The organism is Hanstruepera ponticola, from assembly GCF_012931685.1.
In the GTDB taxonomy this organism is placed as follows: domain Bacteria; phylum Bacteroidota; class Bacteroidia; order Flavobacteriales; family Flavobacteriaceae; genus Hanstruepera; species Hanstruepera ponticola.
The window spans coordinates 193,008-216,675 of sequence record NZ_JABANC010000002.1 but is presented as its reverse complement, the minus strand read 5'-3'; the positions used below and the strand labels follow the sequence as shown (position 1 = coordinate 216,675).

The following is a 23,668-nucleotide window of genomic DNA, read 5'->3' as shown; positions in this document are numbered from 1 at the left end:
TTGTCTTATAAATTATAATCAAATTATGTCAGATACAATCGAAAAAGTAAAATGTCTTATCATAGGTTCAGGACCTGCAGGATATACTGCGGCAATATATGCTGCAAGAGCCAATATGAAACCAGTTTTATATCAAGGTTCGCAACCTGGAGGTCAGTTAACAACCACTAATGAAGTAGAAAATTTTCCGGGTTATCCAGATGGAATTACAGGACCAGAAATGATGATTGAACTGCAAAAACAAGCCGAAAGGTTTGAAACAGATGTTCGTGATGGTTGGATTACCAAAGTGGACTTTTCAGGAGATGTTCACAAGGTTTGGGTTAATGATACCAAAGAAATACATTGTGATACCGTTATTATTTCAACTGGAGCTTCTGCAAAATATTTAGGTCTAGATTCTGAACAGAAATATCTAAAATTAGGAGGTGGCGTATCAGCTTGTGCTGTATGTGATGGATTCTTTTATAGAAATCAGGAAGTTGTGATTGTTGGAGCAGGAGATTCTGCGTGTGAAGAAGCACATTATTTATCAAAACTTTGTAAGAAAGTAACTATGTTAGTGCGTCGTGATGAGTTTAGAGCTTCTAAAATTATGGCAGCGCGTGTAAAAAATACTGAAAACATTGAAATACTATACAATACTGAAACCGATGAGGTTTTAGGTGACGGTCAAGTCGTAACAGGTGTGCGTGTATTTAATAATCAGACTAATGAAAAGTTTGAAATTCCAGCAACAGGATTTTTTGTAGCCATTGGACATAAACCGAACACGGATATTTTTAAGGATTATCTGGAACTAGACGAAACAGGTTACATTATTAACAAACCAGGAACATCCAAAACCAACGTTGAAGGTGTTTTTGTTTCTGGTGATGCTGCGGACCATGTGTATAGACAAGCTGTAACTGCAGCAGGAACAGGATGTATGGCTGCTTTAGATGCTGAAAGATGGTTAGCTGCTAAAGATTCAACTTTTGAAGTAAGTACATCTACTTATAATTAAATAGTTAAAGAAATTAACTTTATTTTAAAATCCGGGTTATCCCGGATTTTTTTGTTTTTATAGCTAATTGACTCTTCATGATATAAATCATGTTTTAGATTACTCATAACCCCGAAATTTGTAATGCAAAATTAATTTATAGAGGTATGAGAACAATTAAACAAAACGGAATGATGTGGTTATTCGCCATATTAACAGTAATCTTCACAAGTCAAAATATTTTAGCTCAACAATTCAATCTTAATAATTCAAAATCTGACATGTCTATTCTGGGAACCTCCAGTTTGCATGATTGGGAGGAGGTAGTTGAAGAACATTCTGGTAGTATAGAATTGATTGCAGAAGAGGAAACAGATATCAGTAATCTCAATGTTAGTATTGTTGCTGAAAGTATTAAAAGTGGAAAATCTGCAATGGATAAAAATACTTACAAAGCTTTGGATACAAAAAACCACAAGACCATAACTTTTAAAATGATAGATTCTAAAAAGGTCACTGCTTTGGGGAATTCTGTTTATCAGGTAACAGTTTCGGGTAAATTAAGTATCGCAGGTGTCGCAAAAACGATTGATCTATCTTTTAAAATGAAAGTAGCTTCAGGTGTAGTAACCTTGGAAGGTGAGAAAACATTTAATATGACAGATTACGGTATTGAACCGCCTAAAGCTTTATTTGGAACCATAACTACAGGTGATGAAGTAATAATTAAATTCAATTCAGTTTTTAACTAATTAAAAATCAATCTTTAAACTATTAATAACATGAGAACTACAATTAAAAGGACGCTAATTTTTTCGTTAATGTTAATGGGTATAAGTTTATACGCCCAAAAAAGAGATCTGGATAACTACAGAGCTCCAGATAAAAGAGGAATCAATGTGTTTGAAGCACCAAAGGATACCGTATTTACTTTTGAAAATGTAAGAGTAAGAATAGGTGGATCTTCTACGCTTCAATTTCAAGCATTAGATCATGAGAACGGTGTGTCTCAAGACTTAATAGATGATGGTACAGTCATGCCATTGAAAGAAATAGGTTACAACTTTAACTTGGCTACTGCAAATTTAGATTTAGATGTGGCTTTAGCCAAAGGTGTTAGAATGCACTTAAGAACGTATTTATCATCACGTCACCATCCAGAACCATATGTGAAAGGTGGGTATTTTCAAATTGATAATTTGGACTTCATTTCAGAAGGACTATTAACTAATGTTATGAAATATACAACGGTAAAAGTTGGTCACATGGAAAATAACTATGGTGATGCACACTTTAGAAGAACAGATAATGCGCAAGCTATCTACAACCCATTTGTAGGAAACTTAATTATGGATTCTTTTACTACAGAGGTTGGTGCCGAGTTGTACTATCAACGCAATGGTTTTTTAGGTATGGTAGGGTTTACTAACGGTAAGTTGAATCAATCAGTAGCAGAAGGTTCAAATGAGAAAACTGGAGGTGCTTCATTCATAGCTAAATTAGGGTACGACAATCAGTTAACAGAGGATTTAAGAGTGAGATTAACAGGATCAATATACACAACAGGTTATGTTCCTAACAACTATCTTTATACAGCTGATAGAGCAGGTTCTAGATATTACTTTGTTATGGAAGATGTTGATGCTACTGCAAAATCTCCATTCAGATCTGGACGTTTTGATCCTGGATTCAGAAATAGAATCACAGCGGTAATGTTCAATCCTTTTGTAAAATATAATGGTTTGGAATTCTTTGGAACAGTTGAACTTGCAAAAGGTAGAGCATCTGCTGAAACAGATAATCGTAGTACTACACAATTAGCAGGTGAAGTAATCTACCGTTTTGGACAAACTGAAAACTTCTTCCTAGGTGGTCGTTATAATACGGTAAGTTCTGAACAATCATTCGGTGATGTAGATATCAATAGATTCCAATTTTCTGCTGGATATTTCTTAACGAAGAATATATTAACTAAACTAGAGTATGTTTCTCAAACGTATGATGGGTATCCTGTAGATAATATTTTGTATGACGGTAAATTCAATGGTTTAATGGTTGAAGCAATAATTAGCTTCTAAATAACTAATGGTAATTTTTAATTTTCATGTCTTATGTTCACAGATTTACAATTTGAAATTTGTAGCATAAGACATGTTTTTTTAAATTTAATTCTATGAAAAGGATATACCTTTTAGTAGCGTTTTTAATAATCACAGCTTTTAGTACGTCATATTTATCTGAAAAGGAATCTTTAGAAATAAAGGTCAAAAGTGAAAGTGAAGTTTCTATTTCTGGCACTAGTAACATAAACTCTTTTAATTGTTTTTATAATGTTGCCAATTTAGAAGACCCTATTTCTGTTAGCTTTGAATCTAGAGACAAAAAAATGTTTTTTCAATCTACTGTTCTTGAACTAGAGAGTGACTGTTTTGATTGTGGTCATAAGGCTATAAATAAGGACTTTAAAAAGCTTTTGAAAACAGAGTTGTATCCTAAAATAAGACTAAAACTAATTGCAATTGAAAAAGCCTCAAAATTAAGTAACACTTATGATGCACGAGTAAAAATTCACATAGCTAATTGTGCCAGTACTTATACTTTTCCTGTTCATGTGACTAAAGATAACGATATTCAAATTAAAGGAAGTCTCTTTTTAGACTTACGAGATTTTGATTTAGAGCCACCAAAAAAAATGATGGGCTTAATCGTTGTTAACCATGATATTGAGGTGAATTTTAATCTTTATTTAAATCAACTTTAGAAGGCTCTGTCTCTTTAAGTTTGCAATATTTTAAAAGTATCTAAATATATTCTTTAATTCTCAAATTATAACTTTACTTGATAGTTATAATAATTTAAAAACCATTTCAATCTAAAATGTAAAGATTAAAATGGTTTCTTCTTTTGGTTGGTTTTAAATAAGTGTGATTATTTTTTCCGAATTTCTCCAGAAACACCTTCAGTTTTTTCTAATTTTTCAGGATTCCCAAAGTATATAACATCGCCACCACTATTGGCACTCGCTATAAGTTCTTTAGAAGTGTTAACACTAACGCTGGCACCACTTGTTGCTTTAACATTGGATGTATGAGCTTGTAAATCGGCTGCATCTATGTCGCTTCCGCTATTGGCTTCAGCATCAAAATTAGTAACCTTTCCAGTTAGCTCCAAATCGCTACCACTTGTAGCTAAACAAACCAATGAGTTCACGTTAAGGTCTAAATTCATATCACTACCACTATTTGTTTCTAATTTTAAATTTTCAGTGGTTATGGTTTTGGTAGAATAAACATCACTGCCACTTGTTGCCACAATTTTATGAGCATTTTTAAAACTTACTAATACTTTTTTGGAACTTGCAGTTCCAATATTCTCTTCTGTGGTAATTTTAAGAACATTATTATCAATATGCGTTGTGATAATGTCATGCAGATTCCCATCGGCTTCTATAATTATCTTATCAGTATCAGCAGGAGTCAGATAAACATCTAGTCCACGGCTAACATGAATTTCATTAAAACTACCTTCAACGGGTCGTTCTTTGGTTATCACATTACCATCTCCTTTTATTCCTGAATTCCAGTTGGTACTGAACTCACAGGAAAATAAGAGTAAGGCCAAGATTGTAGAAACAATTAATTTAGTTAAAGTTGTCATGATTAGTTGATTTTTTGATTGATTGATTGATTGATTGATTGATATATTTTTTTAATTGTCTTCCGATGTTATTTCAATACCGTTTTCGTCAATATTTACTTTTACTTCCTCACCATTTGCTTTAAAGCCATCGTCATTGATTTCAAGACTTGAATCGGTAGTTTTAATTTCTATTCCTTTATCATTAATTTTAACGCTAGCGCCATCATTATCAACATCTACCTTTAATTGAAAATTTTCATCTGGACAATCTGAACAGATAACATCATCATCAATAACTTTAAGATAGTGTTCTTCCATACCGTTATCTAGAATATCATTATAATAGCTTGAATTTCTATGGAAACTATATGTGTTATCATCAGCATAAAGTGTGGAGCCTTCTGGTAAGTACAAAATAATTTCAACTTCTTGATCACTAAACTTATTTTCTATTTTAGTAGTTAAATAACCATCAAGCAATAATTCATTTCCTTTTAATTCGTAATTATAGTTTATGTTGTTGGCGCGCTTTTTTGCTATTTGATAGTCGCTACCTTCAGCATTTTTTTCAATACTAATTGATGCTAAAGAATCTTTAGTTGAACGTACTATCAAACGAACATCTGAAGAGTAAATAATTTTTTCATCATTTTCATCGCGTAATAGTCTGTAGGAACTTCCATGTCTGTAAACACCTTTTCTATATTCATCATTTCCAACCATTCTAACCTTTAAGGTGTCGTTGGCACTAATGTTTAAAACCTCTTTTTTAGTAACACTAGCATCAAAGGCATGTTCACTTGCTTGTCTAAGTCCAATAACAGTTAAACTAATTATTGATACTAACCAAACACCAAGCAATACGAATTTAGCTATGTTTCCAATGGATTTAAGGTTGTTTATCAGGATTTTTAAACCTAAATAAAACACAAAGAAGAATGGAATGCCTACAGCAAATAATGTTAGCATAGACACCAACCAAACTGGTGTATTGGCTGCATTTGCTGCATCAACAAAATCAAAACCTGGAACGTTAATGAAGTCAGATGCACCAAAAGTAAACAACCCAATTATTAAACCAATTAAGGCCGAAGCACCTGTAATAATTAGAATAACTCCAATAAACTTGGCTAGTACTTTAAAGAAGAACATAAAGATGTCTCCAATGGCATCAAAAAAGGATTGAGACCCTGACTTTATCTTATTACCTTGTCTCTTTAAATCGACGTTTTTAGCAGCATCAGAGACTGATTCTGAAACATTTTTTGCTGCTCCAGTTACAGAATCAGTAACATTTTTTGCGACATCCGATACGCTATCAAATCCGTCCTTGATTTTTTTTTCAATGTTTGAAATATTCACTGGCTCACCACGCATCATTAATTTGTCTGCTGTGGTAACTGCTTCAGGTAATAAAATCCATAACAGTATGTACAGTAGGACACCGGTTCCTGCTCCAAAAATCAATAATATCCAAGCCAATCGAATCCAAAGGGCATCAATACCAAAGTAATGACCCAATCCAGCTGATACACCACCAATATAAGAGTTTTCAGTATCTCTGAATAATTTTTTGGAAGGCCCTGATGGTCTTTGATATGATCGTTTTGGTTCGTCTTCAAAGATTTCATCATCAACAATGTAGTCTTCGGGTTGTCCCATAATGGTAATAACTTCATCTACCTCTTTGTTACCTATGACTTGTTTATCGTGTTTAATACGTTCGCTAAATAATTCGGCGATTCTAGCTTCAATGTCTGAAATAATTTCTGAACGACCTTGAGAGTCTGTAAATGAACGTCTTATAGCCTCAAGATAGCGTTGTAGTTTGGCGTATGCATCTTCATCTATATGAAAGAATATACCTGCTAAATTTATGTTGACTGTTTTATTCATTTTGATTTTTGTTTTTGACTGGTTACTATATTAACTGCATTTTGTAATTCACTCCAAGTTGTATTCAACTCCTTTAAAAACAACTTGCCTGTTTCGGTAAGACCATAGTATTTTCTTGGCGGTCCAGATGTGGATTCTTCCCAACGATAGTTGAGTAGTCCAGCGTTTTTAAGCCTAGTAAGCAATGGGTATATGGTGCCCTCAACTACAAGCAACTTGGCGTCTTTTAAGGTGTCTAGTATTTCTGCTACATAAGCATCTTCATCCTTCAAGACTGAAAGAATGCAATACTCCAGAACACCTTTACGCATCTGTGCTTTTGTGTTTTCTATCTTCATATTCTAAAGCGTTTTAAATTTTTTAAACTGTTCATTTTTTGATTGATTTGATGAAGCTGAAAATTATTCAGCGTTTATTTTAAAAAGTTGATGGTTAAAGGGTAATTAAATAACTCACCTTCTTTAGCTGCTAAACCAGCTCTAACAATGAATACCATTTCTAATAAAAAAGCAATGACTGCCAGAAATCCTAATCCACCTCCAATGTATAATAGAGGAGAAGGCTGGTCAATATTTATGTGGATACTATCAAAAGCGTGAATGTCAATAAAATCTAATCCATTAAAGATGTTAAATAGAAAAAAAGGAACGGTTATCATACCAATTACTAGCGCATAAAGCAAAATACTAATTTGGAAATTGATTATTTGCTTTCCATGTGCATCTATAAATTCAGATTTATCCTTATTGGCTATCCATAATATGATTGGTCCAAGAAAATTTCCAAAGGGTATTATAAACCTTGAAAAGCTAGATAGATGAATAAAAGTGGCTATGTTTTTTTGGTGATTATCGATCATTTTTAAAATCATATAATAGTTTCTTATGCAAATATATATCTAAAAGAAGGTATTATGCAATACAAAGTACTAAAATTTAACAAAAAATTAACAAATTGAGTTGTCGATTATTTTCAATAATTTTAGAAAATAAAATATCACAAAATGAAGCTAACACCTAGAAAAATAAACCTATTCAACCTATTTAAATTACCTGCTGCTTACTTTACAGGCGTACGCGTTACAGAGATTGATGATGTATCTTGTACTGTTTCAGTCAAACACCGTTGGATAAATCAAAACCCATTTAATTCTATGTTTTGGGCTGTTCAAGGTATTGCTGCCGAGTTAACAACTGGCGCTTTGGTGTTAGGAAAAATTAAAACCAGCGGCAAAAATATATCCATGTTGGTTTTAAATAATAATGCCACATTTACTAAAAAGGCCACAGGACGAATTAATTTTATTTGTAAGGATGGTTATAAAATTGACGAAGCTATCAATAAAACTATTGAAACAGGTGAGGGGCAAACCATTTGGATGCAGTCCATAGGTATAAACTCCGAAGGAATTGAAGTATCTACATTTAATTTTGAATGGACCTTAAAGCTGAAAAAATAAGAAGATTTGTAACAAACTTATATTTTAAACAACACATAGTAGTATCAATCAATTAAAATAAATTACAATGAATGCACACGAAATAGACTATATCATTTACGGCGAGGAAATGCAATATGTTGAAATAGAACTAGATCCACAGGAGGGCGTAGTAGCTGAAGCGGGAAGTTTTATGATGATGGCTGATGGTATCAAAATGGAAACCATTTTTGGTGATGGCTCTACCAAGAACAAAGGATTTTTAGGTTCTATATTAGGAGCCGGAAAGCGTATATTGACAGGTGAAAGTTTGTTTATGACCGCTTTTTATAATGATTTATCAGGTAAGCGGAAAGTGAGTTTTGCGTCACCTTATCCTGGTAAGATTGTTCCTATTGACTTGACCAATTACAGAGGAAAATTTATTTGTCAAAAAGATGCTTTTTTATGTGCGGCAAAAGGCGTGAGTGTAGGCATAGAATTCAGTAAACGTTTGGGTCGTGGACTATTTGGAGGTGAAGGTTTTATCATGCAGAAACTGGAAGGCGATGGTATGGCTTTTGTACATGCAGGAGGAACCTTGGCAAGACGCGAATTGCAAGCGGGTGAAACCTTGCGTGTAGATACAGGTTGTATAGTGGGCTTTACACAAGATGTAGATTACGATATTGAATTTGTAGGCGGAATAAAAAATACCATATTTGGAGGTGAAGGTCTATTCTTTGCAAAATTACAAGGACCAGGAATAGTTTATATTCAATCACTACCATTTAGTCGTTTGGCAGGACGTGTGTTAGCATCTGCACCTAGAGGAGGAGGAAAAGACAAAGGCGAAGGCAGTATTTTAGGTGGCTTGGGTGATTTATTGGATGGCGATAATAGGTTTTAATGTTTGAACAAACTTATTAACAAATTTAAATGAATCAAATCCTTATTTATGCTTGAGTTTAATTGATTATTTCTAGATAGATGCAGTTTTCATCTGTTAAAATTTTCTATATGGTGAATTTTGAATGTAATTTTTTTGTACATTTAATCGGAATAATAAAACCGTTCGCCTATAACTAAAACTACTTTTTTAACCAAAAAACCTTAAGATTAATGGCAAGAGCAATGTTTGAGTACACCAAAACGGTACTTAATAAAGTAAGTTTTGATGCTACGTTGTTTTGCAAAGAAGTACAAAAAGCGCTTCAACGATTATTACCGTATGAAATTGAAGAGTTAAAGATTTTTATTCAATCTTTAGTACAGCAAAACCCCGAATTAAATCAATGTCTAATTTATTTAAAATCATAAAAATTAAAAAGCGACCAATTGGTCGCTTTTTTAATAAATTAAACGTGCTATTTTTTGGCCTTACACACTATGGTATCTGCTTCTGGTAGGGTAGTAATATATTGTAACTTGTAATCTTTAAATGAGAATACTTTTTTCTCCTTATAATTGCTTACGTGTAAAAGCCCTTTTGCATTATAAGTGAGCCCTACAGGAACATCCAATGGGTATCCTTTATAGAGTTTGGTGATTTTTCCATGCTCTGAAAGTTTATTAATACTGTTGTCCGTAACGTTTGTAAAAATCATAGCATCTGAATCAAATGATTTAATAATATGAAGAGGATAACCATCTGTGACTTTAAAAGTATTTAAAACTACGCCATCTTCATCATACTTAACGATTTGTGATTTGCTATGTTCTACAACATAAATATGTCCTTTACTATCAAACGCTAAACCATTGGTTTTCTTTAAATCCCCAAATAAGTCATCAGTTGATTTAGTTTTTATTACAGGAACATTTGCAAGGAAATAGGAGCTATAGAGCATGGTACTGTAATTCAGGTTTTGATCTTTCAAAGATTTGTTTACATGAACAGGAGGATATTGAATTTGCAGATAAACAATTAAACAAAAAACAAAAATGATAGATGAGTAAAGATATTTCATAGCAATTTGTTTTGGTGATTGTACAATCAAGGTATTCAAAATGGTACCAAAACACTATTGATAATGAGTAAACGGGTCACTTCAATGAGTGAAATGACTTAAAAAAGGTATGCGATTTCCTTTTATTTTGAAATGGGGCTAATAATTTGCACATTTTGAAATGTAATGGCTCCACGTATAATACCTGAAATAACGGTTTGCATAGCCTCAATAATCTGCATTTTTAATTCACTCTTATGATAAATTAAACTGACCTCTCGAGCTGGTGCTGGCTCATTAAAATAATGTAAATTTTGTTTGCCTTTTTCACTTAAATCTAACGTGTGTAAATAAGGCAATAATGTCATGCCCAAGCCCTCATCAGAAAGCTTTATTAAGGTTTCAATACTACCGCTTTCCAATTGAAACTGATCATCATTGTGATCCTTAAATGCTTTACACAAGTTAATGACACCATCTCTAAAACAATGCCCATCTTCCAATAAGAGCATGTCATCAATTTCTAAATCCGAAACATCTATTTTCCCAGCATTATAGAGTCTGTGGTGATTAGGAATGTAGCCCACAAAAGGCTCAAAATACAAGACACGCTCCTTTATGTTCTCATGTTCCAGTGGTGTTGACGCAATGGCAGCATCCAAATGACCTTCATTAATACGTGAAATTATCTCCTCGGTTGTGAGCTCCTCAATTTTTAATTTGATTTTTGGGTGCTTTTTTATAAATGTTTTTAAAAACATAGGTAATAAAGTGGGCATTACTGTGGGAATGATTCCTAATTTAAATTCTCCACCAATAAATCCTTTTTGCTGATCTACAATATCTTGAATGCGATATGACTCATTAACAATGTTTTTTGCTTGATTAACTATTTTACGACCAACATCAGTCAATTCAATAGGTTTTTTACTTCTGTCAAATATTTGCACATCCAATTCGTCTTCTAATTTTTGAATTTGCATGCTTAATGTTGGTTGCGTTACAAAGCATTTTTCAGCTGCTTTAGTGAAGTTTTGATTTTCGGCAACTGCCAAAACATAATATAATTGTGTGATTGTCATGTATATCAATATAATTGTGTGATTGTCATGTATATCAATATAATTGTGTGATTGTCATGTATATCAATTTAGGCTATAAAAATATAAAAACTATCAATAAAATTTATGGAAATAGCTGTTAATTATAAATTAAATTTGTGGTAATAATAAAAAATATAAAAAAATGACATTAAATAGTATAGGATTAGACGAGAATAAAACAAAACAAATAGCTGATGATTTAAATCAATTATTAGCAAACTTTCAGATATATTATCAAAATTTAAGAGGTATTCATTGGAATATTAAAGGGAAACGTTTTTTTGACTTACATGTGAAATTTGAAGAATTATATACTGATGCCAACTTAAAAGTTGATGAAATAGCCGAGCGGATTTTAACATTGGGTGTCACGCCCTTACATACATTTGAAGATTATTCAAAAGCGGCTAAAGTGCCTGTGGGACAAAATGTTTCACAAGACGAAAAGGCTGTTCAATTAATCGTAGAGTCTCTAACCGAATTATTAAAAATAGAGCGTCACATTTTAGACAAATCTGATGATGCTAATGATGAAGGTACTAACTCTATGATGAGTGATTTTATAACAGAGCAGGAAAAAACAGTTTGGATGATGAAAGCTTGGTTGGGAGAAACCGTTTAAGTTTCTTTAATTGGTTAATAGTTTAAAGTGGTTAGGTTTTACAGGTATCAAATCTAACCACTTTTATTTTTGAATAATGTCAGTTTGACTCCACTTATCATAGATACTCGACTTACCGTTTGACCATATGATACTTATGCAATACAAGAATACTGTAGCTTGTGGCGTGATCAAGCAAAACCATACCCAAAAAGGTGTTTCAATATTCTTATTGGAGTAATAGAATATCCAATGAACACCTAAATGGGCCATTTCCCATGGCAGGAATTTAAACAAGTTACGTTTAAGTATTGAACCTGTGGAACTAACTTGAATTTTAGTTATTCGTTTTCCAATGGTTGCCCTGTGACTGCCTTTTTCTGAAAAATAGAAATATAAAAATACTGGTAATGTTAAAGTTATAAACCCAATTAATTGACCATTAATTGGGTTTGATGTTTTAAGTAGTGCTTCAAGCGGAGCGACAGAAGTAACAACAACATAAAGTGCCAATGCATAAATTCCTATAACTACATAATCCAAGAAACCTGCTATTAAGCGCTTTAGTAAAAGTGTCATTTAGAAACGAATTACAACTTCTTTGTCTTCAGTTAATTCAAACTTGGCGTCGGTAAATGTAGGAGGTCCATATAGCATTGGGTTATTAGACATACCATATGATTCTTTTGGCATACCATTGACTTCCAAATCCATACGTTGATTATCGTTTTCATCATGCAATACCATAATGGCGTAATCACCTGGTGTTACATTTTCAAATGTTACAATTATCTGTCCATCTTTAACTTTTTCTTTTGCGTTTTGAACACCTTGTCCTTTCATAAAGGTATCTACAGTGTGCAAGCCAATGAGAACATGACCATTGTCGTTTAAAGGGTTGTCAACCTTTACTGTTATTGTAAGTGTTTCTGATTTGTCTTGTGAATAGCCAAAAATTGCCGTTAAGGTTAGTGCAATAAATAGTGCAAGCGTTTTCATATTAATTGGTTTTTTATAATTACAATGTAAAAGTCAGACTATTTTAAAGAAGTATATAATCTGTTTTACCGAATTGTAGTATCTGTATGATGAACTGTAATTATGCTATCCACTATCCACTAAATAAGTCCTCTAGCTTTGATTTCTAGATATTTATTTATCGTATTTATGGTTAAGTCTTCAGGAGCTGTTAGAATACTTTGAATACCGTGCTTTTGAAGTTCTGTGATAATCAGCTTTTTTTCATAAACAAATTTTTCTGCAATGGTCTTTTCAAAAATATCATAGGTGCTAGAGGATGGTTTTTGAACAAGTTTATCCAATTCGGTATTTTCAAAAAAGATAACCACCAAGACATGATTTTTAGCAATAGCTTGCAAATACGGTAGTTGCCTGTGCAGTGCATCTAAAGTTTCAAAATTTGTATAAAGTAATATGAGGCTTCTTTGGGTAAGACTACGTTTAATGTCAATGTACAGCCTAGAAAAATCAGATTCTGAAAAATCAGTGTTTAGGTTGTATAGGGTTTCCAGTATTTGATTCATTTGCGAAGGTCTTCGTTCTGCAACTACCTTATTTTCCACTTTTCTTGAAAACGAAAACATGCCTGCTTTATCCTGTTTTTTTAAGGCGACATTACTAATGACTAACGTGGCATTTATAGCATAATCCAATAGACTTAAGCCGTTAAAGGGCATTTTCATAGCACGACCTTTATCAATTACAGAATAAATAGGTTGTGAGCGTTCATCCTGATATTGATTGACCATTAACTGGTTACGTTTAGCCGTTGCTTTCCAATTGATATTACGTATGTCGTCACCTGGTACATAATCTTTTATTTGTTCAAATTCCATAGTATGGCCAATACGACGGATTTTTTTCAATCCGAACTCAAAAATCTTATTGGAAAAAGCGATGAGCATATACTTTTTGAGCTGTAAAAATGATGGATAATTAGGAACCATAGATTCATTTCCAAACTGAAAGCGCCTAGTTATAATACCTATAGGAGAAGTAGTGTAAATGTTCATATGACCAAATTGGTATTCGCCACGTTTTAAAGGTCTTAATGTATAAGTGATTTTTTTATCAGCTCCTTTTTTAATTATGGTTTGAATTTGAAAGTCACGTTTTTGATATTGAAAAGGCAGCTCATCAATAAGATTGAGCGAAACAGTAAAATTATAATTATTATGTATTTTGATTTCTATAGGATTCTCATCGCCATTGCTCAATTTTTCAGGTAAAATTCGACTAGCTTTTATTCCTTTTTGCTTAAAAAGTAAAATGCTATCAATAATTACGATAGCCAGAAAAACATAGAATAACATGTTTGTAATGACCAATAACCCTGGAAATTGATAAGACAGAATATACAGGAATATCAAGACCATTAAGCTTAAAAAAAAGCGAAACTCTAAATAAATATTTTTAAAAATACGCTTCAATTATCTAGGTATTTCAATAGTTTCTAGGATTTGATCAATAACTTTTTCAACGGTGAAAGCCTCCATTTCACGTTCAGGTGTTAACACCAATCTATGTTTTAAAACGGCTTTTGTACAACGTTTAATATCATCTGGTGTTACGAAATCCCTTCCGTTAATAGCAGCATTTGCTTTTGCTGCATTCAGAATAGCTATGGAAGCTCTAGGTGAGGCTCCCAAATACAAATTGGCATTAGCACGTGTGTTATTTACTATAGATGCAATGTAGTGTAGTAAATGATCTTCAACTAAAATTTGCTTAATCAAACTTTGATACTTTGTGATATCGGCAGCGTTAAGTACAGCATTTATAGTACTATAGTCTAACTTGTCTTCACGTTTATGATTATCAACCAGAATCTGAACTTCATCTTCTAGTGATGGGTAATCCACATCAATCTTGAATAAAAAACGGTCTAGTTGAGCTTCAGGTAACCTATAAGTACCTTCTTGCTCAATTGGGTTTTGGGTAGCAAACACTAAAAAAGGAGCTTCCATTATAAACTTATTGTTATCAATAGTTATTTGACGTTCAGCCATAACTTCAAAAAGAGCAGCTTGGGTTTTAGCTGGTGCTCTATTTATTTCATCAATAAGGATTATATTAGAAAATATAGGTCCTTTTTTATATTCAAAATCATTGGTTTTTACATTAAAAATGGATGTTCCCAATATGTCGCTCGGCATTAAATCAGGTGTAAATTGAATACGACTAAAATCAACATTTAATGTTTTGGCAAGTAGTTTGGCAGTAACGGTTTTGGCAACACCAGGAACACCTTCTATTAACGTATGTCCATTTGATAAGATTGAAATGATAAGCAATTCAATCATATCGTTTTGGCCAACGATTATTTTACCAATTTCTGTTTTTATTTTTTCAACATGGTCTTGCAATGGTTTTAAATCAATTCTATTTTCAAAATTGACATGTTCTGGCGTTGCTTGATTATCGCGTGTTTCGGATTGATTGTCTTCCATTTGATTTTACGTTTTTAAGAATTCTTCTATTTTATTGTTAAGTTCAATGAGTTCCTTTTCTGTATGGTAGCTTTTGGATTTTAAATAAGTTATAAAGTCTATTAGTGCTTTAGTGTCCTGTAAAGTGTTTGATGATTTAACTGCTAATTTCTGAATAAAACGCTCACTAAACTCATTGGTATCTAAATAATAACTACTGCGAACATGCTCAAGAAAGTAAGTAATTTTTTTATGTATGATGTTGGAGTAATCACCATGCTGAAAATATAAGTCACCAATGGTTTGTGTATAATCTATCGTAGCATTTTTTAATGGCTCAATAACTGGAATAATACGCTGTGTACGTTTTCCTTTAAAAATCACAAATAATATAAGAGCTAATAGACTTGTGTAAAATGCCCATTTCAAGGCTTCATTTGATAGTATAAACCGTAAGGGACTTGAGACTATCTTACGACCGCTTTTGTAGTAGTTGTCCCAAATTATTGGTTGTTTGGGTAAATATGATAGTACAGAAGCTACATAATTTTCCTTACCATCCAACATGTGGTAATTAGTAAAAGCAAAAGGATTGCTGTGAAAATAAAATGAGCCACCGTTAATGCCAAAAGCTACTTTTATAAAGTTAACTTCAGAGACTTCTTTGTCTTCATCCCAATAGTAACCCAAAACAGTCGTACTGCTTGTGTCAATAGATGTGATGTAATTATTTTCAATTACATCTGTAAAGAACGTGTTGTTTTTTTCTAAAATAGGATTAGTAAAGGTGCTATGGGAAGGACTTTTTAAAAAGCCTTCATAATTCCTATCAAACTCTAAATGGAGTGTGTCAGCTATTTTTCCATAAAAATAATTGGTGCTAATAAATACTGTATTGCCTTTGTCCACAAAATCTAATAATGATTCTGAACCTTCATCTTCAATACTGATATAATTATTTATTAATAAAATAGTGCTCTTGGTTGAGTCAGGAATTTCTTTGAGTTTTTCGTAAAGACTTTTGGAAGATGTTTCAACCTTCTTGTAGCTACTATTTTTTAGTTCGTTAAAAATGACATAGCAACCTAAAGGAATTTTATCAGCAGCCGAGTATGAGTCACGCCAATTGAGTGCCTTGGGTTTTGATATTTCAGCAGCCATTAATAACAGAATTATAAAGCCAATACTATACAAAGCGAATTTAGAACGTTTATCCATTAAGCACTTTGTTTAGTTTATTAAAATCTTCTTGATTCTTATTGAATGCTGATTGATCAATGCTAAATTCGCCATACCAAACATAGTCATATATATAGGAAATACGTTTAAAATATCCTTTAATAGTAACATCCTGTATTTCGTTCAGATAGTCAGAATTGGTTTTGTCATAATGCCATTCAATGACATTTTTGCTAGTTAATTTTTTGAGTGATGCTAAATATAAATAACGCGTTGCCAGACGATAGTTGGAATCTTTCAAAGCCTTTTTAATCAACGCATCAAAATTGACTTCGGTAATGTTTTCTTCTACATATTTAAAGTTCTCTATAGATTGTTCTTCTGTTTTAAAAACAGTGCTCAATGGTGCTTGTAAAAAGAATTTAAAAAGCAGATAAATGGAGCCGAGAGCCAATAAACCGTACACAATATATTCCATGGTTTGATAGTCAATAAAATCAATGTCAATTCCAAATAAATCGCCTAACCATCTAAAGAATTTTCTGAAAATATCTTGAATAAGATTAACACCTCCAGAATCATTAATATTATAATTGAAATCATCTCCATTGTAACGGTCTTTTATTCCGTCTTTAAAATACTCTACGGTTACAGTAGAAGAGTCTTTTTTTATCTTTTCTTGGCCGAAAAAAAAGTGAAATGGGATGATATATAACCAAACTGAAAAATAAGTTGTGTATGTAATTCGTTTATTCATTAACACCAATTTCTTCAATACGTTCTCTTAAAAATAAATTATATTTTTCTTCATGCAGATTAAAATATAACACGCCATAAGCCAGTTGTGACAGAGCTTGAGAAAAAATAAATGTTAAAATAAAAATGGCAAAACCCATTGTGAACATGACCGTTGCAAACACGCTCGTAGATAAGTCGATACCGCTTTCTGCTGAAAAATAAGTGTAAATAGCTAAAATAAAGCCTGGAATAGCAGCAATCAAACCAGCAATCATTAAATTTAGAATACCAATGATCAATCCGTAAAATACTACACGCATAAAATTACCTGTTGTATAATTCATACCTTCGGTGAGAGCTTGCCCCACACTTTTTCTGCTTGAAAACATGACCATAAATGATAATCCAAAAAATGCTGAAACTGTAAAATTTAAAGCATATTGTGCAATCATACCCAAGAATGGTATAATGGCCAAAACAAATGTGGCTATGAGGTAAATGATATAAATTACAATACCAATCAGGATTAATAAAATTAAGTCGCCTAATTTATTAACGATAGCCTGCCAAACACTTTTGGCTTCAACATGACCTTTGTTTTTTACATATTCACTTATATAGGCACTTGAAAGGCTATTGTTAAGAAAAGCTGTTGCCGCATAAATAATTAGGAGTACAATGGCACCTAAACCAACATACATGTTATTATCAATATTGCTTCCCATGCCAAACCGAAAATCACGACTTGCCAAACCCATAAAGCCTGTTACTAAAAGATAGGTTCCAATTATGGTTAAAATGATACTAATGGCGTTATAGCGTAGATACAAATTACTGTAATGTTTGAAGTTGTACTTTAAGAATAAAAAATACGTATTGATTATGTCTCCAAAAGTATTTCTTGTACGTAGTTCAATATAGGGTTTCTCACTCATGAGTAGGTTACTTATTAATTACTGATAATTTTCGATTCAAACGGATTGGGTAAATAATATAATAATAAACAATAAGGCTTAATGAAGCTAAAATAATGCTGTAGGATAAGGTCCAATGCATGTGTTCGCCAAACCGTGTGAAAAAGCCTTCAATAAAACCAGCAATTATGAAAAAAGGAATGGTGCTTACCACTATTTTTAGCCCGTCTTTAGCGCCTTTCATGAAGGCCACACGTCTGGAGTAGGTTTTAGGAAAAAGAAAGCTATTGCCCATTACTAGTCCAGCACATCCTGCAATAACAATTACAGATATTTCGATGGTGCCATGCAGCCAAACGGTTGATGTTTTTTCTAAAATACCATAATTATAGAAGAATGTAATAAAAGCACCTAGCATGATACCATTACTAAATAGTACATATATAGTTCCAACACTAAACATTACACCAAGCGCAAATGCTATAATGGCCACTCGGATGTTGTTGATGGTTATCCCCAAAAATGTGCCTACCTGACTACCACTTTTATAAACTGCCATGGGTTCGCCATTTTCAATATTTTCAATAGTCATGTTTACGTAGCCATCACCTAAAATAAGTCTCACAAAACTAGTGTCATTTAAGGTTGAAATCACACCAATTAAAACAGCTGACATAAAAATTAAAAAGGCGTATAGGAGGGTTTTGTGATATTGTTTAAAGAACAATGGAAATTCATGTTTCCAGAAAGAAATAATCTTGTTTTTTGATTCTCTTTTAGTAATGTATATTTTCTGATGTGCTTCAGATGCCAACGAATTCAAATACAACAACGTCTTACTATCAGGGTAGTAGGTTTGAGCATAAGACAGGTCATTTGTTAATTGTATATAGTATGAAGCAAGGTCATCAGGATTTATTTTTACATTATTGTGTAATGCCTTTTCAAATACCATCCATTTTTCCTTATTTTGCTTCACGAAAGATGCTTCGCGCATAGAAAAATTAAATTTAAACGAATATACATTTCCATGAGCAAATTAGCAATTAACACTGCCCAAAATGTCAATTTAGATTATAAACTTATTGGCATCGGTGAACGCTTTGTGGCTTTCTTGATTGATGGGTTAATTTTAACGGCTTATATGTTTGTGGTTGAGAATTTGGTTGAGATTTCTGCAATTTTTGATGTAGATAGTTGGACACGACGAGGGTTTTTAGGACTATTTTTATTGCCAGCCTTTTTTTATTCACTACTCTGTCATGTGTTGTTTGGTGGACAGACTGTTGGTAAAATGATTATGAAAATAAAAGTAGTTCGTTTTGATGGTTCACCCACGCAGTGGTATAATTTTTTAGTAAGGTGGATGCTGCGTATTGTGGATATATGGCTGTTCTTTTCCTCTATTGGTGTTATGAGCATTTTGCTATCAGAAAAAAAGCAACGTATAGGCGATGCTGCGGCTGGTACAGTTGTTATTAGTGTAAAGAAAAAACACAAAATTACAAGTACTATTTTGGAGGACATTACAGATGATTATCAACCCGTATTTAATACAGTAACCCAATTAAGTGACAAGGATGTGCGAATAATTAAAGACACGTTTATCATTTCTAAAAAGAATAATGATTTTAAAACATTAACAATCTTACGCAATAAGATTTGTGATGTCCTCCAGGTAGAATCTGATTTATTTGATAAGGAATTTATTGACACCATCTTAAAGGATTATAACTACTATACACAAAATATGTAATGTTTTACTTTATTGATATTTTAGGAACCATTGCCTTTGCTATTTCAGGGGTTTTGGTAGCATTGAGTAAGAAGATGGATCCCTTTGGAATATTAATCATTGCTTTTGTAACGGCCGTAGGAGGTGGAACATTACGTGATATTCTTATAGGAGATACACCAGTAAGTTGGATGGAAAATCTAACCTATACTTATGTAATAATTGGTGCTGCTTTTTTTGCAGTAATCTTTAAAAACAAAATTGATTATTTAAGAAAATCATTGTTTTTGTTTGACACCATTGGTATTGGGCTATATACGGTTGTAGGAGTTGAAAAAGGTATTTCGGCAGAATTGCATCCTATAATATGTATAGCTTTAGGTACTATGTCTGCCTGTTTTGGTGGTGTTATTCGTGATATTCTTTGTAATGAAATTCCTGTGATATTTAGAAAGGAAGTTTATGCAACTGCTTGTATATTGGGCGGTTTATCTTATTTTCTCATCAAAAAACTGCCAATTGATAACAATGTGGTTTTTATTATTTCTGGAATGGTAGTTATCGTAACGAGGTTACTAGCGGTACGTTTTAAAATTAGTTTGCCGAGTATTTATAAAGAATAAAATTTACTCACGGTTATTTTTCACTAACCACTATTCAATAATCTCCACATTTTTAATATAAATATTGCGCATAGGCCATTCGCCACCATCCGTTTTTTGAGCTGCAATTTCATCAACGACATCCATGCCACGTATTACTTCTCCAAAAATTGTGTATTCACCATCCAAATGATGGGCACCATTTTCAGCTTGAACTATAAAAAACTCAAAGGGAGAAGCTAGCTTATAGGCGTTTTCTATCTCGCTACTTGGCATACTTACAACACCTCTTTTGTGTTTAAAACCACGTTTGGTGTCTGGAGGCAACAAGTAATAACCAATTTTTTTACGTTTACGTTTTACCTTTGGGTCATCCGTATTACCTGCTTGAATAATGAAATTGTTGACCACTCTATAAAATTGGGTTTTGTCAAAATAACCGCGTTTGGTCAAGTAGATAAAGTTAGCGCGATGGAATTTGGTTTTATCATAGAGTAAGATATCAATTTCACCAAAGCGGGTGGTAATGCGTACTTTGTTTTCTTTGTTCTCTTTTTCGTATTCCAAAAAGAATTCCATGGCATTGTCATCAGTTAAATAAGGAAATTCAGGCTCTTGGTTTGCCGAGGTGTCCTCTTGCTTTACTTGCTTTTCAGTTGATGAGGTTGGCTTTAAGATTGTATTTTTTTGTTTGGATTGTTTATCTTCACAACCTAGTAGAACAATACTGATACCAATTAAAAGAATCTGTTTCATAAATGAATTTTGATCAATTTTTAGAATCTGCTTCAAAAATAAAAAATATCCCACTACCAGCAGAGGCTTCGCAGTTTAAAATGTCGCCTCCTTTTAGATTAAAACTTCAAGAAATACAAAGGGATAATATAAAAAAAGCCAAGCATGCGGGTGTAATGGCACTTTTTTATCCAGATGATAAACGCCTGACAAAATTAGTATTGATATTGCGAAAAACCTATAAAGGTGTGCATTCCGCACAGGTTGGTTTTCCAGGAGGTAAGTTAGAGCCTGGTGACAACAGCCTTATGGAGGCAGCTGTGCGTGAGACCTATGAAGAGATTGGTGTGCCTCGGCAAGAGATACATGTTTTAAAGCAAATGACACAAGTTTATATTCCACCAAGTAATTTTTTTGTGCAGCCTTTTGTTGGTGTTGTAAAACACAAACCGTTATTTGTAAAACAAGATGATGAGGTTGAAGCCATTATTGAAGTTGCGTTAACGGATTTTATTGATGAATCCAATGTGATAACCGAAAGAGTGTCAACATCCTATAAGGTTGATGTGGTTGTCCCAGCATTTAAATTAAATGGTCATGTGGTTTGGGGAGCTACAGCTATGATGTTGAGCGAAATAAAAGACTTGTTAAAAGAAACGCTGTAAACTATCAGTTTTATTACATTTGTAATCTTAACTATCAAGGAAATTTAAACATGGGATTGTTCAAAAAAAATCCTTTCGGACACATACTCTTTATAAAAAAATGGCTTATCAGAATACTGGGAGCTGCCACTCATAGGCGTTTCAGAGGGTTTAATGAATTACAAATAGAAGGTTCTGAAATCATTAAAAATTTACCAGAAACTAACGTGTTGTTCATTTCCAACCATCAAACGTATTTTGCTGATGTTGTTGCCATGTTTCATGTATTTAATGCGAGTTTGAGTAATCGTGAAGATTCTATAAAAGGTATAGGTTATTTGTGGAACCCGAAATTGAACATTTATTATGTAGCGGCCAAGGAAACCATGAAAGCCGGATTACTACCAAAAATATTAGCTTATGTAGGTTCTGTAAGTATTGAGCGTACGTGGCGAGCAGAAGGAAAGGATGTAAACCGACAGGTTAAAATGAGTGATATTTCTAATATTGGTAAGGCTCTAAATGATGGTTGGGTAATTACATTTCCGCAAGGAACAACAACGCCTTTTAAGCCTATAAGAAAGGGTACAGCGCATATTATCAAAAAATACAATCCTGTAGTTGTTCCCATTGTTATTGATGGTTTTAGACGTTCATTTGATAAAAAAGGACTACGTATTAAGAAGAAAAATATTTTACAGTCTATGGAAATTAAAGAGCCATTGCAAATAGACTACAAAAATGAAAGTGTTGCTGAAATTGTTGAAAAAATAGAATATGCTATTGAACAGCACCCATCATTTTTAAAGGTTATTCCTCAAGAAGAGTTAGAAGCTCAAGAAGCATTGAATGCACAAAGACGTTGGCGTTCATAAACCTAAAACTAAACCTCCATTTTCTGAAGTTCTCGGTAGTTTTTATTAAGTCTGCCTAGTAAAATGCCATAAACCAGCCAGTAAAATAATAAAAGCACACCAATAGCTATAGCTAAAAACAACATGGTTGTTAAAATAAAAATAGCGTAGAACTTAAGCACTTCACCATCGGCAGCTGCCTTTTGAACTTGAGCAATGATTTGTGGGTCTTGATCAAATTCTATAAAAAGAACAACGATTACGGAAACTATTAAATAGCCTAGATTAAAAGCGACATAGTGTTTTACAGTACGTCGCGTTTTGAGAATGTTTTCCATAAGAATCTTGGCATTGTCTGTAACCGAAATATTACGATAATTCTTAAAAAACAAATAGAAAAAATAAGCCAAAATAATGTAGCCAACTACAGCTAATGGGATGATAATAGCATCAGCATTGTATTCATTAAAGCGTTCCATGCTTTTAGTATCCTTTAGTGCAAAGGATATTATAATCCAAAATACAAATTCAATGATACTGATAATAAAAATCCATTTTACAATGGATGATGATTTCTTTAATATCATCTTATACAGATCATTATAGGAGAGTTTCGGGTAATTACTATCCGATTTCTGCCAATCTTTTTTTAATAAATCTAATTCATCCATAGTATTACGGATTTAAAATGGTTCTTAACTTTGTTTTCACACGATTCATCTTCACACGAGCATTCACCTCGCTGATACCCATTGTTTCACTTATTTCTCTATAGTTTTTGTCTTCTAGATATAAAAACACGAGTGCTTTTTCAATATCGTTTAATTGATGCACGGCTTGGTAAAGCAATTTCAGTTGCTGTTCTTCAGTGTCATCATACTCTTCACTTTTAATTTTAAATTCAAACGCATCAAAAGCTTCAGTGTTTATAGTCCGTTTCTTTTTTCGGTAGAGCGTAATGGCTGTGTTTAGGCCAACACGGTACATCCAAGTGCTAAATTTTGCTTCGCCACGAAACTTTGGAAAGGCTTTCCAGAGTTGTATGGTTATTTCTTGAAACAAATCATTGTGTGCGTCCTGATTGTTGGTATAAAGCCTACAAACCTTATGCACGATGTTTTGGTGCTTCTCTAATTGCTCGATAAAACTATGTTCTAATTCTTCGCTCAAATCGGTTGTTTAGTTACACTATATGTAACATTAATTTAAAAATGTTACAGACTCATGA

General features: G+C 32.9%; 29 protein-coding genes. 12 read left to right on the top strand and 17 right to left on the bottom strand.

Annotated elements, in window-relative coordinates; genetic code table 11:
- The first annotated feature begins 25 nt into the window (after nt 1–25).
- From trxB to HGK31_RS06795, 4 genes are all read left to right on the top strand, one after another.
- Nucleotides 26–1,006, top strand: coding sequence for a thioredoxin-disulfide reductase (trxB, locus tag HGK31_RS06810; protein ID WP_191859078.1), 981 nt, complete (start codon nt 26–28; stop codon nt 1,004–1,006).
- Between the two features lie 146 nt (nt 1,007–1,152).
- Nucleotides 1,153–1,737 (top strand): YceI family protein, encoded by a 585-nt coding sequence (locus HGK31_RS06805; RefSeq protein WP_191859077.1) that lies wholly within the window; start codon nt 1,153–1,155, stop codon nt 1,735–1,737.
- Between the two features lie 30 nt (nt 1,738–1,767).
- Complete coding sequence (locus HGK31_RS06800) at nt 1,768–3,063, top strand: hypothetical protein (RefSeq protein ID WP_191859076.1); 1,296 nt, start codon at nt 1,768–1,770, stop codon at nt 3,061–3,063.
- 95 nt (nt 3,064–3,158) lie between these two features.
- Nucleotides 3,159–3,746, top strand: a complete 588-nt coding sequence (locus HGK31_RS06795) for a YceI family protein (protein WP_191859075.1) — start codon at nt 3,159–3,161, stop codon at nt 3,744–3,746.
- Nucleotides 3,747–3,913: 167 nt separating this feature from the next.
- On the opposite strand, the gene HGK31_RS06790 is transcribed toward HGK31_RS06795, so the two are convergent.
- The 4 genes from HGK31_RS06790 to HGK31_RS06775 form a co-directional block, all read right to left on the bottom strand.
- Entirely contained in the window at nt 3,914–4,642 is a 729-nt protein-coding gene (locus HGK31_RS06790) for a head GIN domain-containing protein (RefSeq protein ID WP_191859074.1), read from the bottom strand.
- 51 nt (nt 4,643–4,693) lie between these two features.
- Nucleotides 4,694–6,520, bottom strand: a complete 1,827-nt coding sequence (locus HGK31_RS06785) for a PspC domain-containing protein (RefSeq protein WP_191859073.1) — start codon at nt 6,518–6,520, stop codon at nt 4,694–4,696.
- Nucleotides 6,517–6,858, bottom strand: coding sequence for a PadR family transcriptional regulator (locus HGK31_RS06780; RefSeq protein WP_104734198.1), 342 nt, complete (start codon nt 6,856–6,858; stop codon nt 6,517–6,519). The genes HGK31_RS06785 and HGK31_RS06780 overlap by 4 nt, the downstream gene beginning before the upstream one ends.
- 74 nt (nt 6,859–6,932) lie before the next feature.
- Nucleotides 6,933–7,379, bottom strand: coding sequence for a DUF4870 domain-containing protein (locus tag HGK31_RS06775; protein WP_104735764.1), 447 nt, complete (start codon nt 7,377–7,379; stop codon nt 6,933–6,935).
- A 144-nt stretch (nt 7,380–7,523) separates the two neighbouring features.
- On the opposite strand from HGK31_RS06775, the gene HGK31_RS06770 reads away from it, so the two are divergent.
- The 3 genes from HGK31_RS06770 to HGK31_RS06760 all read left to right on the top strand — a co-directional run bounded on the left by HGK31_RS06770 (nt 7,524) and on the right by HGK31_RS06760 (nt 9,257).
- Nucleotides 7,524–7,979, top strand: a complete 456-nt coding sequence (locus tag HGK31_RS06770) for a DUF4442 domain-containing protein (protein ID WP_191859072.1) — start codon at nt 7,524–7,526, stop codon at nt 7,977–7,979.
- A gap of 67 nt (nt 7,980–8,046) precedes the next feature.
- Complete coding sequence (locus HGK31_RS06765; protein WP_191859071.1) at nt 8,047–8,847, top strand: TIGR00266 family protein; 801 nt, start codon at nt 8,047–8,049, stop codon at nt 8,845–8,847.
- Between the two features lie 212 nt (nt 8,848–9,059).
- Complete coding sequence (locus HGK31_RS06760) at nt 9,060–9,257, top strand: hypothetical protein (RefSeq protein WP_104734194.1); 198 nt, start codon at nt 9,060–9,062, stop codon at nt 9,255–9,257.
- 47 nt (nt 9,258–9,304) lie between these two features.
- Here the strand turns inward: HGK31_RS06760 and HGK31_RS06755 are convergent, their stop codons facing one another.
- Entirely contained in the window at nt 9,305–9,907 is a 603-nt protein-coding gene (locus HGK31_RS06755; protein WP_191859070.1) for an NHL repeat-containing protein, read from the bottom strand.
- Between the two features lie 122 nt (nt 9,908–10,029).
- The gene (locus tag HGK31_RS06750) at nt 10,030–10,968 is read right to left on the bottom strand and encodes a hydrogen peroxide-inducible genes activator (protein ID WP_104734192.1); all 939 of its coding nucleotides are present in this window, start codon (nt 10,966–10,968) and stop codon (nt 10,030–10,032) included.
- Nucleotides 10,969–11,131: 163 nt separating this feature from the next.
- Here HGK31_RS06750 and HGK31_RS06745 point away from each other — a divergent pair, with 163 nt between their 5' ends.
- Nucleotides 11,132–11,611, top strand: coding sequence for a Dps family protein (locus HGK31_RS06745; RefSeq protein ID WP_191859069.1), 480 nt, complete (start codon nt 11,132–11,134; stop codon nt 11,609–11,611).
- 63 nt (nt 11,612–11,674) lie between these two features.
- Here the strand turns inward: HGK31_RS06745 and HGK31_RS06740 are convergent, their stop codons facing one another.
- From HGK31_RS06740 to HGK31_RS06705, 8 genes are all read right to left on the bottom strand, one after another.
- A complete protein-coding gene (locus tag HGK31_RS06740; RefSeq protein WP_191859068.1) occupies nt 11,675–12,169 on the bottom strand; it encodes an RDD family protein in 495 nt (164 codons plus the stop codon).
- Entirely contained in the window at nt 12,170–12,589 is a 420-nt protein-coding gene (locus tag HGK31_RS06735; RefSeq protein ID WP_191859067.1) for a DUF2141 domain-containing protein, read from the bottom strand. It abuts the gene before it with no gap.
- Nucleotides 12,590–12,708: 119 nt separating this feature from the next.
- A complete protein-coding gene (locus tag HGK31_RS06730) occupies nt 12,709–13,986 on the bottom strand; it encodes a DUF58 domain-containing protein (RefSeq protein ID WP_191859394.1) in 1,278 nt (425 codons plus the stop codon).
- Between the two features lie 54 nt (nt 13,987–14,040).
- Entirely contained in the window at nt 14,041–15,060 is a 1,020-nt protein-coding gene (locus tag HGK31_RS06725) for an AAA family ATPase (RefSeq protein ID WP_191859066.1), read from the bottom strand.
- Nucleotides 15,061–15,066: 6 nt separating this feature from the next.
- Nucleotides 15,067–16,257: a DUF4350 domain-containing protein gene (locus tag HGK31_RS06720; RefSeq protein ID WP_191859065.1), complete on the bottom strand. Its 1,191-nt coding sequence runs from the start codon at nt 16,255–16,257 to the stop codon at nt 15,067–15,069.
- The gene (locus HGK31_RS06715) at nt 16,250–16,975 is read right to left on the bottom strand and encodes a hypothetical protein (RefSeq protein ID WP_191859064.1); all 726 of its coding nucleotides are present in this window, start codon (nt 16,973–16,975) and stop codon (nt 16,250–16,252) included. Before HGK31_RS06715 ends, HGK31_RS06720 begins: the two co-directional genes overlap by 8 nt.
- Nucleotides 16,968–17,891 (bottom strand): hypothetical protein, encoded by a 924-nt coding sequence (locus HGK31_RS06710; RefSeq protein WP_191859063.1) that lies wholly within the window; start codon nt 17,889–17,891, stop codon nt 16,968–16,970. The genes HGK31_RS06715 and HGK31_RS06710 overlap by 8 nt, the downstream gene beginning before the upstream one ends.
- A gap of 7 nt (nt 17,892–17,898) precedes the next feature.
- Complete coding sequence (locus tag HGK31_RS06705) at nt 17,899–18,867, bottom strand: stage II sporulation protein M (protein WP_104734183.1); 969 nt, start codon at nt 18,865–18,867, stop codon at nt 17,899–17,901.
- Between the two features lie 33 nt (nt 18,868–18,900).
- On the opposite strand from HGK31_RS06705, the gene HGK31_RS06700 reads away from it, so the two are divergent.
- Both HGK31_RS06700 and HGK31_RS06695 read left to right on the top strand, forming a co-directional pair.
- Nucleotides 18,901–19,626: an RDD family protein gene (locus HGK31_RS06700; protein WP_191859062.1), complete on the top strand. Its 726-nt coding sequence runs from the start codon at nt 18,901–18,903 to the stop codon at nt 19,624–19,626.
- Nucleotides 19,626–20,228, top strand: coding sequence for a trimeric intracellular cation channel family protein (locus tag HGK31_RS06695; protein ID WP_104734181.1), 603 nt, complete (start codon nt 19,626–19,628; stop codon nt 20,226–20,228). The genes HGK31_RS06700 and HGK31_RS06695 overlap by 1 nt, the downstream gene beginning before the upstream one ends.
- A 30-nt stretch (nt 20,229–20,258) precedes the next feature.
- Here the strand turns inward: HGK31_RS06695 and HGK31_RS06690 are convergent, their stop codons facing one another.
- Nucleotides 20,259–20,963, bottom strand: a complete 705-nt coding sequence (locus tag HGK31_RS06690) for a peptidylprolyl isomerase (protein ID WP_191859061.1) — start codon at nt 20,961–20,963, stop codon at nt 20,259–20,261.
- A gap of 2 nt (nt 20,964–20,965) precedes the next feature.
- Here HGK31_RS06690 and HGK31_RS06685 point away from each other — a divergent pair, with 2 nt between their 5' ends.
- Both HGK31_RS06685 and HGK31_RS06680 read left to right on the top strand, forming a co-directional pair.
- Nucleotides 20,966–21,607 (top strand): NUDIX hydrolase, encoded by a 642-nt coding sequence (locus tag HGK31_RS06685; RefSeq protein ID WP_191859060.1) that lies wholly within the window; start codon nt 20,966–20,968, stop codon nt 21,605–21,607.
- Nucleotides 21,608–21,657: 50 nt separating this feature from the next.
- Entirely contained in the window at nt 21,658–22,461 is an 804-nt protein-coding gene (locus HGK31_RS06680; protein WP_191859059.1) for a lysophospholipid acyltransferase family protein, read from the top strand.
- 8 nt (nt 22,462–22,469) lie between these two features.
- Here HGK31_RS06680 and HGK31_RS06675 read toward each other — a convergent pair whose 3' ends face one another.
- Complete coding sequence (locus HGK31_RS06675) at nt 22,470–23,111, bottom strand: hypothetical protein (protein WP_191859058.1); 642 nt, start codon at nt 23,109–23,111, stop codon at nt 22,470–22,472.
- A 4-nt stretch (nt 23,112–23,115) separates the two neighbouring features.
- Complete coding sequence (locus HGK31_RS06670; RefSeq protein ID WP_191859057.1) at nt 23,116–23,610, bottom strand: RNA polymerase sigma factor; 495 nt, start codon at nt 23,608–23,610, stop codon at nt 23,116–23,118.
- Nucleotides 23,611–23,668 lie beyond the last annotated feature (58 nt).